Source organism: Paraburkholderia sediminicola (genome assembly GCF_046026895.1).
Classification (GTDB): domain Bacteria; phylum Pseudomonadota; class Gammaproteobacteria; order Burkholderiales; family Burkholderiaceae; genus Paraburkholderia; species Paraburkholderia sediminicola_C.
In genome coordinates this window covers 1-15,612 of record NZ_JAQQEU010000117.1, presented here as the reverse complement: position 1 = coordinate 15,612, position 15,612 = coordinate 1, and the positions used below count along the sequence as shown (strand labels likewise).

Annotated in this window: 14 protein-coding genes and 1 pseudogene; 5 read left to right on the top strand and 10 right to left on the bottom strand. The window is 64.0% G+C overall.

Annotated elements, in window-relative coordinates; translation table 11 throughout:
* The first annotated feature begins 341 nt into the window (after positions 1-341).
* Positions 342-1,052 carry an SDR family NAD(P)-dependent oxidoreductase gene (locus tag PQR02_RS37515; protein ID WP_408242897.1) on the top strand — a complete coding sequence of 237 codons (711 nt, stop codon included), beginning with the start codon at positions 342-344 and terminating at the stop codon, positions 1,050-1,052.
* 60 nt (positions 1,053-1,112) lie between these two features.
* Positions 1,113-1,349: a tautomerase family protein gene (locus PQR02_RS37510; RefSeq protein WP_408242896.1), complete on the top strand. Its 237-nt coding sequence runs from the start codon at positions 1,113-1,115 to the stop codon at positions 1,347-1,349.
* A 108-nt stretch (positions 1,350-1,457) separates the two neighbouring features.
* Here PQR02_RS37510 and PQR02_RS37505 read toward each other — a convergent pair whose 3' ends face one another.
* Entirely contained in the window at positions 1,458-2,558 is a 1,101-nt protein-coding gene (locus tag PQR02_RS37505; RefSeq protein ID WP_408242898.1) for an NAD(P)H-dependent flavin oxidoreductase, read from the bottom strand.
* A gap of 136 nt (positions 2,559-2,694) precedes the next feature.
* On the opposite strand from PQR02_RS37505, the gene PQR02_RS37500 reads away from it, so the two are divergent.
* Together PQR02_RS37500 and PQR02_RS37495 are read left to right on the top strand one after the other, a co-directional pair.
* On the top strand, positions 2,695-3,606 hold the full coding sequence (locus PQR02_RS37500; RefSeq protein WP_408242895.1) for a LysR family transcriptional regulator: 912 nt from the start codon (positions 2,695-2,697) through the stop codon (positions 3,604-3,606).
* Positions 3,607-3,866: 260 nt separating this feature from the next.
* The gene (locus tag PQR02_RS37495; RefSeq protein ID WP_408242894.1) at positions 3,867-4,136 is read left to right on the top strand and encodes a DUF4148 domain-containing protein; all 270 of its coding nucleotides are present in this window, start codon (positions 3,867-3,869) and stop codon (positions 4,134-4,136) included.
* Between the two features lie 185 nt (positions 4,137-4,321).
* Here the strand turns inward: PQR02_RS37495 and PQR02_RS37490 are convergent, their stop codons facing one another.
* The 9 genes from PQR02_RS37490 to PQR02_RS37450 all read right to left on the bottom strand — a co-directional run bounded on the left by PQR02_RS37490 (position 4,322) and on the right by PQR02_RS37450 (position 15,176).
* Positions 4,322-5,764 (bottom strand): aldehyde dehydrogenase family protein, encoded by a 1,443-nt coding sequence (locus tag PQR02_RS37490; RefSeq protein WP_408242893.1) that lies wholly within the window; start codon positions 5,762-5,764, stop codon positions 4,322-4,324.
* A gap of 163 nt (positions 5,765-5,927) precedes the next feature.
* On the bottom strand, positions 5,928-7,115 hold the full coding sequence (locus tag PQR02_RS37485) for a fumarylacetoacetate hydrolase family protein (protein WP_408242892.1): 1,188 nt from the start codon (positions 7,113-7,115) through the stop codon (positions 5,928-5,930).
* Positions 7,116-7,197: 82 nt separating this feature from the next.
* Complete coding sequence (locus tag PQR02_RS37480) at positions 7,198-8,982, bottom strand: IlvD/Edd family dehydratase (protein WP_408242891.1); 1,785 nt, start codon at positions 8,980-8,982, stop codon at positions 7,198-7,200.
* Positions 8,983-8,987: 5 nt separating this feature from the next.
* A complete protein-coding gene (locus PQR02_RS37475) occupies positions 8,988-10,415 on the bottom strand; it encodes an MFS transporter (RefSeq protein ID WP_408242890.1) in 1,428 nt (475 codons plus the stop codon).
* A 219-nt stretch (positions 10,416-10,634) separates the two neighbouring features.
* The gene (locus PQR02_RS37470; protein WP_408242889.1) at positions 10,635-11,630 is read right to left on the bottom strand and encodes a LacI family DNA-binding transcriptional regulator; all 996 of its coding nucleotides are present in this window, start codon (positions 11,628-11,630) and stop codon (positions 10,635-10,637) included.
* A 141-nt stretch (positions 11,631-11,771) separates the two neighbouring features.
* A complete protein-coding gene (locus PQR02_RS37465) occupies positions 11,772-12,656 on the bottom strand; it encodes an SMP-30/gluconolactonase/LRE family protein (protein WP_408242888.1) in 885 nt (294 codons plus the stop codon).
* Positions 12,653-13,420: a D-xylose 1-dehydrogenase gene (gene xylB / locus PQR02_RS37460; RefSeq protein ID WP_408242887.1), complete on the bottom strand. Its 768-nt coding sequence runs from the start codon at positions 13,418-13,420 to the stop codon at positions 12,653-12,655. The genes PQR02_RS37465 and xylB overlap by 4 nt, the downstream gene beginning before the upstream one ends.
* Positions 13,421-13,502: 82 nt before the next feature.
* Positions 13,503-14,654 (bottom strand): glycoside hydrolase family 3 C-terminal domain-containing protein, encoded by a 1,152-nt coding sequence (locus PQR02_RS37455; protein WP_408242886.1) that lies wholly within the window; start codon positions 14,652-14,654, stop codon positions 13,503-13,505.
* A gap of 240 nt (positions 14,655-14,894) precedes the next feature.
* Complete coding sequence (locus PQR02_RS37450) at positions 14,895-15,176, bottom strand: glycoside hydrolase family 3 N-terminal domain-containing protein (RefSeq protein WP_408242885.1); 282 nt, start codon at positions 15,174-15,176, stop codon at positions 14,895-14,897.
* Positions 15,177-15,366: 190 nt separating this feature from the next.
* Here PQR02_RS37450 and PQR02_RS37445 point away from each other — a divergent pair.
* A pseudogene (locus tag PQR02_RS37445) lies at positions 15,367-15,612 on the top strand (IS6 family transposase); the annotation flags it as partial.

Sequence of the window (15,612 nt, the reverse complement as noted above, 5' to 3'; positions counted from 1 at the left end):
AGACCGGAATTCCATCGGTCAACCCAATTTGCGAAATATTTTTTACCGTCTCGATCGAGCATCGGCAAAGCGACGATGGAGTTCTTCCGTCGCTTGCAGTCGTCGTGGAAATAATAAAACTCCAGCGCGACTCACGCTCCGCCCGGACGACAGCGAGCCTCGCAAAACGTGGACCGTCCCCATGCGTCACTGCCATCCAATGCATTTGTACCTGGCACGTACGACTGTTTGTCCATGGCGGGTATTCGAGTTTCGCGCCGATGCGCCTAGATTTCATACCCATCGGCGCCCGTGGCCCGATCAGCATCTGATCCCAAACAATGCATCTGGAGGGTTGAATCATGAGCACATCACACAAGGTCGTCGTCGTTACCGGCGCATCGCAAGGCATTGGCGCCGAGTTGGTCAGCGCGTTCCGCAAGCTCGACTATCGCGTCGTCGCAACCGCGCGATCGATCAAACCGTCGGACGATCCCAACATCGTGACCGTGGCCGGCGATATCGCCGACCCGGCGACCGCCCAGCGCGTGATCTCCGCAGCCGTCGAACGCTTCGGCCGCATCGACACGCTGGTGAACAACGCCGGCATCTTCGTCGCCAAGCCCTTCACCCGCTACACCGCGGAAGACTACGCGGCCATCACCGCCGTGAACCTCTCGGGCTTCTTCCACATCAGCCAACTCGCCATCGCCGAGATGGAAAAGAATGCGAGCGGTCACGTGGTCAGCATCACGACGAGCCTCACCGATCACGCCATCAATGGCGTACCCTCGGTACTGGCTTCGCTGACCAAGGGCGGTCTGAACGCCGCCACGAAGTCGCTCGCAATCGAATACGCGCAGAAGGGCATTCGCGCCAATGCCGTTTCGCCAGGCGTCATAAAATCGCCGATGCATCCGAAAGAAACCCACGCGGCGCTCGACGCACTGCATCCCATTGGTCACATGGGCGAAATGAGCGATATCGTCGGCGCTGTGCTGTATCTGGATTCCGCGCCGTTCGTGACCGGCGAAATCCTGCACGTCGACGGCGGCCAAAGCGCCGGCCACTGATCGGACCAGGGCGCCGCAAATTGGCGCCCTGCAAGTCAACGCACGTCAATGGAGGTTCACATGCCTATCGTCACCATTCAGGTAACCCGCGAAGGCAGCAAGCCCGGCAGCGACTCCGTCACCGCGGACGAAAAAGCGGCGTTAATCGGAGGCGTCAGTCAGTTGCTGCTCGACGTGCTGAACAAGCCGCTCGACTCGACCTTTGTCGTCATTCAGGAAGTGGAGACCGAGAACTGGGGCTGGGGGGGATTGCCCCTCGAAGCCTTTCGCAAACAACGCGGCCTGAAGCCGGACTAGCAGCAGGCACTTGCGTGATGATTCAGAACGACCATTGTCGAATGAACGAGGGCGCAATCTCAAGGAAACCTAACTCTCCTTCTTGCGCCCTCATCACTACGGCGGCCGCTAGCCCGCAAACTGCTGCAGTTGCCTGATGCTCTCCTTCAGTTCGCGGTCCAACTGGGCAACCAGCTCGGCGGCAGGCAACGGTCTCGCCAGCGCGGCTGCCTGCCCAGCCCACTGTGCGCCATAACCGAACTCGCCCGTGGCTTTCGCGGCCGCATGAAGCGCCTTGCCCGCATCGTATGCAATCGGATAGGCGGGCGGCTTTGGCGATCCGGCGTCGCTGCCGAGTTCGGTGAACCGGTTCACCATGCTTCTCGCAACCCGCCCCGAAATCGCTGCCGTAAAAGTCGTCCGGCGCGCCGCGTCCGCAAGCATCGCTCGACGATAACCTTCGTCGATCGACGTCTCCGGGCAAGCGACAAAAGCGCTGCCCAGCTGAGCCGCTTGAGCACCCAGCGCGAGCGCCGCCGCGATCCCGGCCCCGTCCATGATGCCGCCGGCAGCGATCACCGGCAGATCGAATTCTCTGACCAGCAGACGCGTCAGCGCAAATACGCCCAAGCGGTCATCGACTGCAGCCGGATCGAAAACGCCGCGATGCCCGCCGGCCTCGATACCTTGCGCAACGATCGCATCGACTCCCGCCGCTGCAACCTGCGCAGCCTCATCAAGGCTGGTTGCGCTCGCGAATAGCCTGATGCCCGCTTTCTTCAGTTCGGCAATCACATCGGCGCAGGGCAAGCCGAAATGAAAACTCACGATCGCCGGCTTTTCCTCGATAAAAACTTGCAGCATGTCCGGATCCGCAACGAAGCTCGTGTAGATCTCCGACAGTGAAGCCGGCGGGCTTGCGCCGTATTCTTTGAAATATGGCGCAAGCCAGTTCAACCATTGGCGCTCGACGGCCGTGTCAGCTTGTGCCGGTTGATGACAGAAAACGTTGATGTTGAACGGTTTTGCCGTCAAAGCGCGTGTCTCCGTGATGACCTTGCGCGCTCCTTCGGCGTTCATTGCTCCGACGCCCAGCGAGCCGAGGCCGCCCGCATTCGAGACGGCCGCCGCCAATGCCGGCGTGCTGACACCGGCCATCGGCGCCTGAACGATGGGCTTGTCGATACCCAGCAAATGCAGCAATGCGCGTTTGTCTTTCTGCTCGATCATGTCTGTCCCCCTGTCGATGCTCACTACACTATAGTCCTGAGATAGTGTGCGCAGCCCGTTGCCTTCACTTTACCGTCGCCGCAAAGGGTCTTCTGCCCGGACACAACAACGCGACAAGACAGGTCATCGAAATACCATGCAGCGTCAATTTGAAGACGTCCTTCTGGGCAGTATCGAACTGTTCTGTCTCGCCGCCGAACTGGAGAGCTTCACCCTCGCCGCGAACGCCGCCAGCGTGACGCCAGCTGCGGTCAGTCGTACGGTTGCACGTCTGGAAACGCGCCTGGGTGTGCGCTTGTTCGTGCGCACCACGCGACAGATCCGGCTAACGGATGCGGGACGCCGCTACTTCGAGCAATGCCGGCAAGCACTGAATCAGCTTGCGGACGCCGAACGCGAAGCAACCGGCCAGCAGACCACCCCGGCCGGCGTGCTGCGCATCAGCATGCCGACGCCGTATGGCCACTACCGGGTGCTGCCGTTGCTCGCGGAGTTTCGTGCACGTTATCCCGGCGTCACCGTCGAAGCGCACCTGAGCAACCGCAACATCGACTTTGCGGAAGAAGGCTTCGACCTGGCCATTCGCGGACGCGCGCCGGGCGACTCGGGCCTGATTGCGCGCAAGATCGAGGATGCGGAACTGGTGGTGGTCGCGTCGCCCGCGTATCTGCGCGGAGCCGCCAAACTCAAGACACCGGACGATCTGGTCCATCACGACTGCATCCAGTACGCGCTGCCGAGCAGCGGCCGCAACTTGCCATGGTTGTTCAAGCAGGATGGCGAAGAAGCCGAAATGATGACGCGCGGCGGCTATGCGGCTTCTGGCGACAACCTTTCCGGGGTGACGCTGGCGCGCCATGACGCGGGCATTTTCCAGACCTATCGGTTCATCGTCGACAAAGACATTGCCGACGGCACGCTCAAGGAATTGCTGAAACCCTACGGCGGCTGTTCGCGGCCGTTCGTGCTGCTCTATCCGCACGCGCGTCATCTTTCGTCGCGTGTGCGCAGCTTCGTCGACTTTCTGATGGGAAAGCTCGGATCGTAGCGCAATGGCGTGATTGCCCGGCCTTACGCACAACAGGCCGTGACACAACTGGTCAGATAAAGCGCAAACATCCCAATATTTGCATCAAATGCATCAGCCCGCGCATCTGAGCGAGTTTGCCGCCACATTGTTTTAATTGACGAAACAGTGATTTCGGAAATTAGGTATTTACCCTGGTTCCGCGCCCTCCTAGACTCTCGTCACTGCTGCAAACAAACGAGTTCGCAGCCAAATAAGACAAATCTCTGGAGGTAGTTGCCATGAAGTCGCTCATTCAAGCCGTTGTGATCGCCGCTACTCTTGCGGCTCCGGTCGCTGTCTTTGCGCAATCGAACCAGCCGTTGACCCGCGCGCAAGTGCGCGAAGAACTGGTTCAGGTCGAAAAGGCTGGCTACAACCCGGCCCGTTCGAACCCGAACGAATACCCGGCGAACATTCAGGCTGCCGAAGCACGCATTGCCGCGCAGAACAGCGCAGTGGGCGGTGTTGCCAGCGGTTCGTCGCAACAAGGCCAGGCGGTAGCGCAGTAAGCCTTCAGGCCGTCGCTTTACCGGAACGCACGCATGCTGCGGCCGGTTGCGTCACACTACGGGCCCGCGATGGTGATTCCGATTGCGGGCCCGTTTCAGATCAGCACCTCCGCCCCGGATTCCCCGGTGGCTTCGCCCAGCCGTCAGCGGCTGGGCGCGTGCGCAACTGCGCTAGCCCGCGTCCCTCAAACGACGCCCGCATTCACATACGCAGTCTTGACCGCCGTATAAAACTCACGGGCATAACTGCCTTGCTCGCGCGGACCGTAGCTCGAACCCTTGCGCCCGCCAAACGGCACGTGATAGTCCACGCCGGCGGTTGCCGTGTTCACCATCACCATGCCCGCCTGCACATGGCGGCGGAAGTGGCTCGAGTACTTCAGCGAGGTCGTGCAGATGCCTGCGGAAAGGCCGAACTCCGTGTCGTTGGCGACCGCCAGCGCCTCGTTGTAGTCTTTGACCTTGATGACCGAGGCCACCGGGCCGAACACTTCTTCCCGGTTGATGCGCATCTGCGACGTCGTGTCGGTGACCAGTGCCGGCGCGAGGAAGTAGCCGCGCGTGTCGCGCTCCACCCGCTCCCCGCCGAACACCGCGCCGCCCTCTTCGCGCGCGATCGCGAGATAGCGTTCGTCCTGCTGGAGCTGCTTGTCGTCGACGACCGGGCCGATCTGCGTGCCGTCGGCCAGCGCATCGCCGACCTTCAACGCGCGCATGCGCGCTTTCATGCCGTCGATGAAGCGCTCATAAATGCCTTCCGTCACGATCAACCGGCTCGACGCGGTGCAACGCTGCCCCGTCGAATAAAACGCGCCGTTGATGCACGCTTCGATCGCGACATCGAGGTCGGCGTCGTCGAGCACGACCATAGGGTTCTTGCCACCCATCTCCAGTTGAAACTTCTTGCCGGACGCAAAGCATTTCGCGCCGATTGCCCGGCCGGTCGCGACCGATCCGGTGAAGCTCACCGCATCCACTTCCGGCGCAGAAACCAGCGCTTCGCCGACCACCGAGCCCCGTCCCATCACGAGGTTGATGACGCCCGCCGGCGCGCCCGCCTCGGCGATGATCTTGACCAGTTCCCATGTGCTGGCCGGCACGAGGTCGGCCGGTTTGACGACGACGGTGTTCCCGTACGCAAGCGCCGGGGCAATCTTCCACGCGGGAATCGCGATCGGGAAATTCCACGGCGTGATGAGGCCGATCACGCCGAGCGGCTCGCGCGTCACTTCGACGGTCATGCCGGGCCGCACGGACGGCACGGTTTCGCCGCCCAGACGCAGCGCTTCGCCCGCAAAGAACTTGAAGATCTGCCCTGCGCGGCCCACTTCGCCGATCGCCTCGGGCAGCGTCTTGCCTTCTTCACGCGCGAGCAGCCGGCCAAGCTCGGCCTTGCGCGCGAGGATCGCGCTGCCCGCCTGATCGAGGATGTCGAAGCGCTGCTGTGGCGTGGACAGCGACCACTGTGCGAACGCCTTGCGCGCGGCGCTGATCGCGCGTTGCGTCTGCTCGGCGTCGGCCTGCGCGAACTCGCCGATCACGTCGTCGAGGTTGGACGGATTGACGTTGCGCGACACGCTCGCGCCTTCTACCCACTGTCCATCGATATAGTTTGCAAACTGGCTCATGCTGTCTCTCTCCGGTCGATACGGATTGAAGGCTCCGCCGGCGAAACCTGATCGTCAGGCCGCAACGGCGGCAACTGGCAATACCTGGCGCTATGCGCGGCACCATCGCCACGCCATAGGCTCACGATACGCTCAAATACGCGCTCAAATACGCGCGGGCCGATCAGGCCGCGCCGAGCAGCCCGCGAGCCGCCAGATTCCGATAAAGCGCGCGCACGCCGAACGTCCACGGTTCGATTTCGGTGCTCAGCCGGACGGTGTTGGTCAGCGCGCCGAGTTGCGGCGTCGAAATCGTCACGAGGTCGCCCAGGTGATGCGTGAATCCGCCACCGGCGGCGTCACGGTCCTTGATCGGCGAGAACATCGTGCCGAGGAACAGCATGAAGCCGTCCGGGTACTGGTGATGCCGTCCGCAGGTCTGCGCGACCAGGTCCGCCGGATCGCGGCTGATTTCGCTCATGTGGCTGACACCTTCGAGCACGAAGTCGTCGTCGGCGCCTTCCACGCGCAGCGCGACACTCGCCGAGCGCACCGAGTCGAGCGAGAAGCGCTCGTCGAACAGCCGAATGAACGGGCCGATCGCGCACGAGCCGTTGTTGTCCTTGCACTTGCCGAGCAGTAGCGCCGAGCGGCCTTCGATATCGCGCAAGTTGACGTCGTTGCCGAGCGTCGCGCCGACGATCTCTCCACGGCCATTCACCGCCAGGACGATTTCCGGCTCCGGGTTGTTCCAGGTCGAAGCGGCAAGCAGCCCCACGTCGGCGCCGAAACCCACCGCCGACATCGGCTGCGACTTCGAGAACACTTCCGCGTCCGGGCCGATGCCCACTTCCATGTACTGCGACCACGCACCGCGCCGTTCGAGTTCGGCCTTGAGCTTCATCGCGGCGTCCGAGCCCGGCTTGATCTTCGACAGGTCCGTGCCGATCGTCGATGCGATGGTCTCGCGGACTTCCTTCGCCTTGGCCGGATCACCGCCCGCCTGCTCTTCGATCACGCGTTCGATCAGACTCACCGCGAACGTGACGCCACACGCCTTGATGGCCTGGATGTCGCACGGTGCGAGCAGCCGCACGGCCGGCGCCACGGCGCCGGGCAGGTTGGCGGCGATCAGTTGCGCCGCGCCGCCGAGCGGCACGCCAGGCGCCGTGCGCGTGACCTGCGCGGCGTTCTCGCGCTCGAACAGGTCAGCCGTGGTGGGCACGGTCGCGGTGATGTCGAACACCTCGCCGCCGCGCACGACGACCACGCACGGGCCTTCATGCGCGTCGGTTTTGCGCCACACGCGCCCCACCAGCAGCGCCTGGTCGAGGTCGTCGGGGAGGAAACTGGATTGGGAAGTTGCGGACATGGAGTGGTTTCTTCAGGAAAGTTGGGAAAGCGGAACGGCCGGGCCCGATGTCAAACCGGAGCCCGGCCCTGCAACCTGCACGTCAGTGCGAATGCCTCGGATTGCCACGCTCGGCAATCACTTTCAGATACAGCGTCGCGGGTTCCAGACAGCCGCCGGTCGAAAGCTGGCCCACCGTCTGGCGATACAACTCCTGCCACGGCGTCTGCGCCGGCGGAATCGTGAAGCTAGCCGTTTCACGGCGCCGCGCGAGTTCGTCTTCGTCGACCAGCACGTTCACGCTGCGCGAATTCAGGTCCACGCGAATGCGGTCGTTCGTGCGCAACAGCGACAGTCCGCCGCCCACCGCCGCCTCGGGCGACATGTTCAGAATCGACGGGCTCGCGGACGTGCCGCTTTGCCGCCCGTCCCCGAGCGTCGGCAACGACGTGATGCCCTCGCGCACGAGCGCGGCCGGCGGCGCCATGTTCACCACCTCGGCGCTGCCCGGATAGCCGACGGTCCCCGCACCGCGAATCACCAGAATGCAGTGCTGGTCGATTTCGAGCGACGGGTCGTTGATGCGCGCGTGATAGTCCTCGGGACCGTCGAACACGATGGCCCGCGCTTCGAAGCTGTTTTCCTTGCCGGGCTCGCTCAGATAGGTCTGGCGGAAAGCATCGCCGACCACCGACATCTTCATGATCGCGCTGTCGAAGAAGTTGCCCGACAGCACGATGAACCCCGCGCCGTGTTTGAGCGGCTCCTCCGCTGTCCTGATCACGTCGCGATCCGCCACGGGCGCATCCGCCGCGATCTCGCCGATGGTGCGGCCCGACACGGTCAGGCATTCGCCATGCACGAGCTGCGCGTTGGCAAGCTCGCGCAATACGGCGGGCACGCCGCCCGCGCGGTGAAAGCTCTCGCCCAGATATTCGCCCGCGGGCATGCAGTTCACGATCAACGGCACCTGCTCGCCCACACGCTGCCAGTCGTCGAGGCTCAGCTCGACGCCCATGTGCCGCGCGATCGCGATCAGGTGCGGCGGACAGTTGCTCGACGCACCCAGCGCCGACGCCACCACGATCGCGTTTTCGAACGCCGCCTTCGTCATGATGTGCGACGGACGGACGTCCTCGCGCACCAGATCGACGATGCGTTTGCCGGTTGCGTAAGCCATCTGCCCGCGTTCGCGATACGCGGCGGGAATGCTCGCGCAGCCCGGCAAGGACATGCCGAGCGCCTCGGCGAGACTGTTCATCGACAGCGCGGTGCCCATCGTATTGCAGTGTCCGATCGACGGCGACGACGCCGTGGTCAGCTGCATGAAGCCCTCGTAGTCGATTTCACCGATGGCGAGCAGATTGCGCGCATGCCAGATGACCGTGCCCGAACCGACGCGCTTGCCTTCGTGCCAGCCGTCGAGCATCGGGCCGCCCGACAGCACGATGGCGGGCATGTCGACGGTCGCCGCCGCCATCAGACAGGCGGGTGTGGTCTTGTCGCAGCCGGTGGTCAGCACGACGCCGTCGAGCGGAAAGCCGTGCAGAATTTCCACCAGCCCGAGATACGCGAGATTGCGGTCGAGCGCGGCGGTCGGCCGACGGCTCTGCTCGGCGAGCGGGTGAACCGGAAATTCCATCGGAATGCCGCCCGCGTCGCGAATGCCGGCTTTGGTGCGCGCGGCGAGTTCGATGTGATGGCGGTTGCACGGCGCGAGATCGCTGCCGGTTTGCGCGATGCCGATGATCGGCCGCCCTGACTGAAGCTCTTCGCGGGTCAAACCGTAGTTCATGAAGCGCTCGACGTAGAGCGCCGTCATGTCCGCATGCGATGGGTCGTCGAACCATTCCTGGCTTCTCAGCCGGCGCGGTGTAAATGCTGACATGTTGCTTATCTCTCGGTCATGGGGAGGGTTGAATCGCTGGCGCGCGGCGCCGCGTGCGAGGTCTGGCGGTTGGGCTTGCTGGCCTCGGCCGGCGCTGCCCGTGTCAGCATGCTGCGCGGCACGAGCAGGATCAGCATACAACTAACCAGCAGACACGCGCCGAGCGCATACGTGCCGTTGTTGATGTCGCCGGTCAGGTTCTTGGCGACGGCGGTGATCATCGATCCGGTGAAGCCCGACAGGTTGCCGATCGCGTTGATCATCGCGATGCCGGCCGCAGCGGCCGCCCCCGACAGCAATTGGCCGGGGAACGTCCAGTAGATCGGCATCAGCGCGAGGATGCCAGCGGTGGCGATCGTGAGAAACGTGATCGCCAGCACGATTTGATGCGCAAACGCCGCGCTCAGGATCAGACCGAGGCCGCCGATCAGCGCCGGGATCGCCGCGTGCAGACGCCGCTCACCGGTTTTCTTCGAATGGGCCGCGTTAGCGAGCGTGGCGATGATCGCCACGCCGTAAGGGATCGCCGTCAGCAGGCCGATATGCAACGGGTCCTGCACGCCGGTCGCCTTGATGATCGACGGCAGCCAGAACGCCAGTCCGTAGAAGCCAGTGTTGAAGGTCAGCAGAATCGCGACCAGCAGCCACACGCGCGGATCGCGCACCGCCGAGCCGAAACGCGCGGTCTTCTGCGCGCCCTCGCGCTGCAGATTCGCGGCCAGCAGGCTCTTTTCCTGCGGCGTCAACCAGCTTGCGCGCTCGATACCGTCGTCGAGCGAGAAATACACGACGAACGCGGTCAACAGCGACGGCACGCCTTCGATCAGCAACATCCACTGCCAGCCCTGGTAGCCGAACAGACCAGCGGTGTGGTCCATCAACCAGCCCGACACGACGCCGCCGAGCATCAGACTGACCGGCATCGCGATCAGGAAGCCCGACATTACGCGGCTCTGACGCTGCGCCGGAAACCAGTAATTCAGGTAAAGAATCACGCCGGGAAAGAAGCCGGCCTCGCAGATACCGAGCAAAAAGCGCAGCGTGTAGAACATCGTCGCGGTTTCGACGTGCGCGAGGCGCGCGAGCGGTTCGACGAAGGCGAGCGCCATCGACACGAGGCCCCACGTGAACATGATCCGCGCGATCCAGAAGCGTGCGCCGTAGCGATGCAGGAACACATTGCTCGGGATCTCGAAGATGAAATAGCCCCAGAAGAAGACGCTGGCGCCGATCGCGTACATGGTGTCGGACAGGCCGAGATCGTCGAGCATCTGCAGCTTCGCGAAACCGACGTTGACGCGGTCCAGGTAAGCCACGACGTAGCACAGCAATAGCACCGGCAACAGGCGGCGCACGACCTTGCGATAGGTCCTTTCCTCAAACTCGCTGAGCTGCGCGGCAGGCGCAGCGGCAGCGGACGGCACAGTGGTCATTCGAATCTCCATCAGCGTATTTTTGTACGAAACGCCTGAGCGCCACCGCTCGCGTGCCATGCGAACCGATGCTTCGCCCCCGGAAAAGTTACCGGTAACATTTCTGGGTCTGGATGTTACGCGTGGCCAACCATCCGAACAACCAAGGGATATCCCTGAGGTGGAGACGACCGCGGGAAGCGGTCTGCTGAAGTCGCGCTGAACCGGCAGGCCGCCGGCTCAGGCGCTTTCCCGCGCAATCACCGTGAAGTCGATCTTGACCGCCTTCGAACGCTGCGGTTGTCCCGTCTCACGCGCCGCCAGCGCGGCGAGCAGCGTCTCGCCGGCGCGCAGGCCGATCCCATACGCGTCGACCGACACGGTGGTGATGGTCGGGTGACAGCACCACGACACCTCGAAGTTGCCGAAGCCGGCAATCGCGATGTCGCCCGGCACCGACAGTCCGCGCCGGTGACACTCCATGATCGCGCCGAACGCGGACATGTCGCTCACGCACATCACGGCCTCGGTATCGGGCCACGCGTCGAGCAATGCGCCGATCGCGGGCGCGCCATGACTCATCGTGATAGGCGATTCGCCGAGCCGGATCACGCGCGGCTCGCCGAGCCCCAGCGCTTTCACTTCCGCGATATAGCCGCGCGCCCGGTCGAGACCGCGACGATCGCGCTCACTCGCCCCGGCGATAAAACCGATGCGCCGATAGCCGCTTGCATGCAGGTGCCGAACCATCGCGCGCGCGGCGGTCGCGTTCGAAAAACCCACCGCCGTATCGATCGGATCGGCGGGCAGGTCCCACATTTCGACGACCGGGATACCGGCGCGCTGCAACAGCGTGCGGGTCGCGTCGGTGTGCCGGCTGCCGGTCAGCGCGACGCAGCGCGGCTGATGGCGCAGCATCGAGCGCACCAGCAGTTCTTCCTGTTCGAGACGATAGTCGGTGTCGCCAAGCAGGAGTTGCAGACCGTGCGGGCTCAACGCCGCGTTCAGGCCGCGCACCGTGTCGGAGAAGTTGGAGCTGGACAGCGACGGCACCAGCACCGCGACGAACTCCGAGCGCCCCGATGACAATGCGCCCGCGGCCGCATCGGCGACGTATCCCAGTTCGTCGATGACCTTCTGCACTTTTTCGCGGGTAGCCTGCGAGACGCTGCGTCCGGCCAGCACGCGCGAAACGGTCATCTTCGAAACGCCGGCGCGTTCGGCGACGTCGGACATGCGGGGCGGAACGGGCGGCCTGGACGTCATGGTCTTGGTCACTGCAAATGCGCGGAAGTCATGGAACGCACATGATACCTGGCGACACCTGGCATAGGGTCGGGTTTCACGCGCGTCGCGCTGCTCCGTTGTTTTTCCCGCTCATTGGGAGAAGCCCCATCGACACCGCGCCTGCGGCTGGCCCGGCACAGGCGAGCGAAACGAGAACAGACCGCCGGCCTGCGGCTGCTGCTGACGCTCGACGGGCGACAAGCCCTTCCACGCCGTCGACGCATAAACCGTCTGCAAATCGTCGCCCCCGAATGCGAGCTTCGTGATGTTGGCGCACGGAAACGGCACCTGCTCGATCACCTTGCCGTCGGGCGAGAACCGCTCGATACGCCAGCCGCCGAACAACGCAACCCATACGAATCCGTCGGCATCGACGGCCATTCCGTCCGGGTAGCCGTCGCCGGAAATGGCGGCAAAGATGCGTTTGCCCGACAAGCTGCCGTCTTCGCTCATGTCGAACGCGTACACGACGCGCCGCATCGTGTCGTTGTGATAGAGCGTGCGCCCATCCGGACTCATTGCGGGACCGTTGGTGATCACGTAGCCGTCGTCCTGCGCCACCACTTCGCCCGCGTCGTTCACGCGATACAGCGTGCCGGTGGGCCGCTCTTCAGCGTCGTCCATCGAGCCGAACCACAGGTGCCCGCTCGCATCGACGAAGCCGTCGTTCAGACGATTGCCCAGCAGATGTGGCTCGATATCCTTGAGCTTGCTGAATTGCCCGCTGCCGGGATCGAAGCGATGCAGGCCGCCCGGCAGCCCGCAAACGAAACCGTGCTCCGCGAGCGGCGCGACGAAACCGGGCTGGTCCGGCGCGTCCCACGTTTGCGTTTGTCCCGTGGCGACCGACAGACGATGGATATGGCGGCCCTTGATGTCGACGAAATAGACCGCGTTCTCCGTGGCCTGCCACACCGGGCCTTCGCCGAGTTCCGCATTGACCGGCCATATGCAGTCAGGGAGACGGACTTTCATTCTCCGTACCACCCGGCATCGACGAAGTAGTCACGGCCGGAGCAACGCGACGCGTCGTCGGAAGCAAGGAACAACGCCATGCGGGCGACATGCTCAGGCTCGATGCGCAAGCGCAGACATTGGCTCGCGACGACCTTCGCTTCGCTCTCGGGCGACTGCCACAACTGCATCTGACGCGGCGTTCGCACCGCGCCCGGAATGATGCAGTTCACGCGGATGCCGGCGTCGCCGAGATCGCGCGCGAGGCCGCGGGTCAACCCTTCGATAGCGGCCTTCGCGCTCATGTAGATGGCCAGGTTCGGCAAGGCGAGGTGCCACGACACCGAACCGAGATTCAGGATCACCCCGCGCCCGATCTTGCGCATGCCAGCCGCCACGGCCTGCGCGCAGAAGAACTGGTGCCGCAGGTTCACGGCCATGCGCTCGTCCCAATAGGTCGACGTGACCGCGCCGATTTCGTGCCGGTCGTCATTGCCGGCATTGTTCACGAGCACCTCGATCGGCCCCGCGATATCGGCGATCTCCGCGAACGTGCTTTGAATCGCCTCGACGTTGCGCAAATCGCAACGGCGGAACAACGGCGGGTGCGGGACGTCGCGCAGCGACTCCTGCAGCGCGAGCGAATCTTCTTCCGCCACGTCGAGGAAGAAAACGCGCGAGCCTTGCCGTGCGAATGCTTCGACCATCGCGGCGCCGATGCCGCTGCCGCCACCGGTAATGACTACCGTTTTGCCTGAGAGGCTGGGATAGATTGCGTACGACATCTGATATTCCACTTGTTCCTAGAATGACTACCCATGCGGGGTGCCCGGCCGCTCCCGGCTGGACACGCCCCCAACCTGCCCGTTACGACAGGACCTCGACTTCGCTGACCATGCGCCACTCGCGTTCGAGCGTTCGCACCGCTTGACCGGTGACGCTCACCGTGTCGTTCAGATGAATATCGCGGCTCGAGCTTCCCACCATCAAATCGAAGTCGCCTGGCTCGACGATACGCTCTCCGCGCCCATCGGTGAAGTTGAGCATGTCGACAGGGATGCGCACACGGACCTGCGCCGAGTCGCCTGCCGCCAAGGGTACGCGGGTGAACGCCTTCAATTCGCGCACCGGCCGCGCCGACGATGCGAGCCGGTCCCGCACATAGATCTGCACGACTTCAGTGCCTTCGCGCGGGCCGAGGTTCTCGACCGTGAAGCTGAGTTCGATCGTTCCGTCGCCGATCGGCACTTCGCGTTGCGCCACGGCGAGACTGCCGTAACGGAACTGCGTATAGCTGAGACCGAAGCCGAACGGGTAGCGGCAACCGAAATGAAAGGCAACCGGCGTACCGGCGCTCTTGAGCCGGTGGTTATAAGTGTACGGCACCGCCCCGGCGCTTTTCGGCACGGACAACGGCAGGCGTCCGCTGAAATTCGCACGGCCCGCCAGCAGATCGGCAAGCGCCTCGCCGCCGCGCTCGCCCGGCGCGAACGCCATGATCTGCACCGCGATCCGGTCCTCCAGACCGCCGAGGTTATACGGACGCCCGCCCGTCATCACGACGACCGTCGGCGTGCCGCTGTCGACCACGGCATTCAACAAGGCCTGCTGCACGCCAGGCAGATCCAGGCTGTCCGTGTCGGACCCTTCACCCACCGTGCCGGACTGGAACAGCCCAGCGAGATCGCCGACGAACACGATCGCCACGCCGGCCTGCCACGCGGCGTCGACCGCCGCCGCGATGTGCCCGGTGTCGCGGCTGATCAGCTCGTCGCGGTTCGCGTCGCTCATGGTGTCCAGCGACACGTCGCCCGGGAACACCGGTGCGCCCGCACGGCGCTCCGTGATGATGTCGCAGCCGCGCGCATGAATCACGCGCCCGTCGCCGAACAGCGCGCGCAGCGCCTGCAACGGCGTGCCGATCGATGCGACCGACTGCTCGCCAGAGTTGATCAGATGCACCGGGAAACTGTAGCCTGCCAGCAGCGCCAGCGGATCGTCGGCGGTCGGGCCGATCACCGCGATCTTTGCCGCGCCCTTCGTCGAGCGGCAACACGCCGCCTTCGTTGCGAAGCAGCAGCGCTGATTCGAGCGCGACCTGGTACGCGGTGTCGCCGGCCGATTCGCTCTTCACGTCGACGCGTTCCGGGTCCGCATGCGGATTCTCGAAGAGGCCGAGACGGAACTTCGTGCGCAGCACTCGGGTAACGGCAGTGTCGATCGTCGCTTCGCTGATCTCGCCGCGCGCCAGCGCTTCCTTCAGATGCAGCGCGCACTCGTGGCCGGGAGCTCGACGTCGAGTCCGGCATTGAACGCGAGCGCAGCGGCCTCCGCGCTATCGCGTGCAACTGCATGGTGGCTGTAGAGCAGATCGACAGCGGCATAGTCCGCGACGGCCAGGCCATCGAAACCCCACTTGCCGCGCAACGTATCCGTCAGCAACGAGCGGTCTGCATGGCAGGGCACGCCGTCGATATCGTGATACGCGGGCATGATCGAACCGGCGTCCGCCAGCTTGACCGCCATCTCGAATGGCAACAAAAAAACACATCGTTCAGTTCGCGCGGGCCGACATGCACGGGCGCGTGATTGCGGGCGCCTTCGCTCGCCGAATGGCCGACGAAATGCTTGAGTGTCGCGAGCATGTCGCGGCGCTCGCCTTGCAGACCCTTGACGTAATGACACGCGAGGGCACTGTCACGTTGCTGAGATGGTCGAGTAAGATCTCGCGATGAAGAATGCAAAATCGCTTTACCACGGTCATCGCTTTCCGGCGGCGGTCATCAGTTGCGCAGTGCGGTGGTATTTCAGGTTTGAGCTCAGCCTGCGTGATATCGAAGAGCGGCTGTTCGAGCGCGGGGTTATCGTCAGCTACGAAACGGTTCGACGCTGGTGCGATAAATTCGGTGCGTGTTTCGCATACCGTGTGAAAGCCGCGCATCGCAAGCCTGGCACCACCTGGCATCTTGACGAAGTA

Coding starts and splice junctions, on each gene's coding strand:
- PQR02_RS37515 (WP_408242897.1), top strand. CDS start 342: ATGAGCACATCACACAAGGTCGTCGTCGTTACCGGCGCATCGCAAGGC.
- PQR02_RS37510 (WP_408242896.1), top strand. CDS start 1,113: ATGCCTATCGTCACCATTCAGGTAACCCGCGAAGGCAGCAAGCCCGGC.
- PQR02_RS37505 (WP_408242898.1), bottom strand. CDS start 2,558: ATGATCGAGCAGAAAGACAAACGCGCATTGCTGCATTTGCTGGGTATC.
- PQR02_RS37500 (WP_408242895.1), top strand. CDS start 2,695: ATGCAGCGTCAATTTGAAGACGTCCTTCTGGGCAGTATCGAACTGTTC.
- PQR02_RS37495 (WP_408242894.1), top strand. CDS start 3,867: ATGAAGTCGCTCATTCAAGCCGTTGTGATCGCCGCTACTCTTGCGGCT.
- PQR02_RS37490 (WP_408242893.1), bottom strand. CDS start 5,764: ATGAGCCAGTTTGCAAACTATATCGATGGACAGTGGGTAGAAGGCGCG.
- PQR02_RS37485 (WP_408242892.1), bottom strand. CDS start 7,115: ATGTCCGCAACTTCCCAATCCAGTTTCCTCCCCGACGACCTCGACCAG.
- PQR02_RS37480 (WP_408242891.1), bottom strand. CDS start 8,982: ATGTCAGCATTTACACCGCGCCGGCTGAGAAGCCAGGAATGGTTCGAC.
- PQR02_RS37475 (WP_408242890.1), bottom strand. CDS start 10,415: ATGACCACTGTGCCGTCCGCTGCCGCTGCGCCTGCCGCGCAGCTCAGC.
- PQR02_RS37470 (WP_408242889.1), bottom strand. CDS start 11,630: ATGTCCGACGTCGCCGAACGCGCCGGCGTTTCGAAGATGACCGTTTCG.
- PQR02_RS37465 (WP_408242888.1), bottom strand. CDS start 12,656: ATGAAAGTCCGTCTCCCTGACTGCATATGGCCGGTCAATGCGGAACTC.
- xylB (WP_408242887.1), bottom strand. CDS start 13,420: ATGTCGTACGCAATCTATCCCAGCCTCTCAGGCAAAACGGTAGTCATT.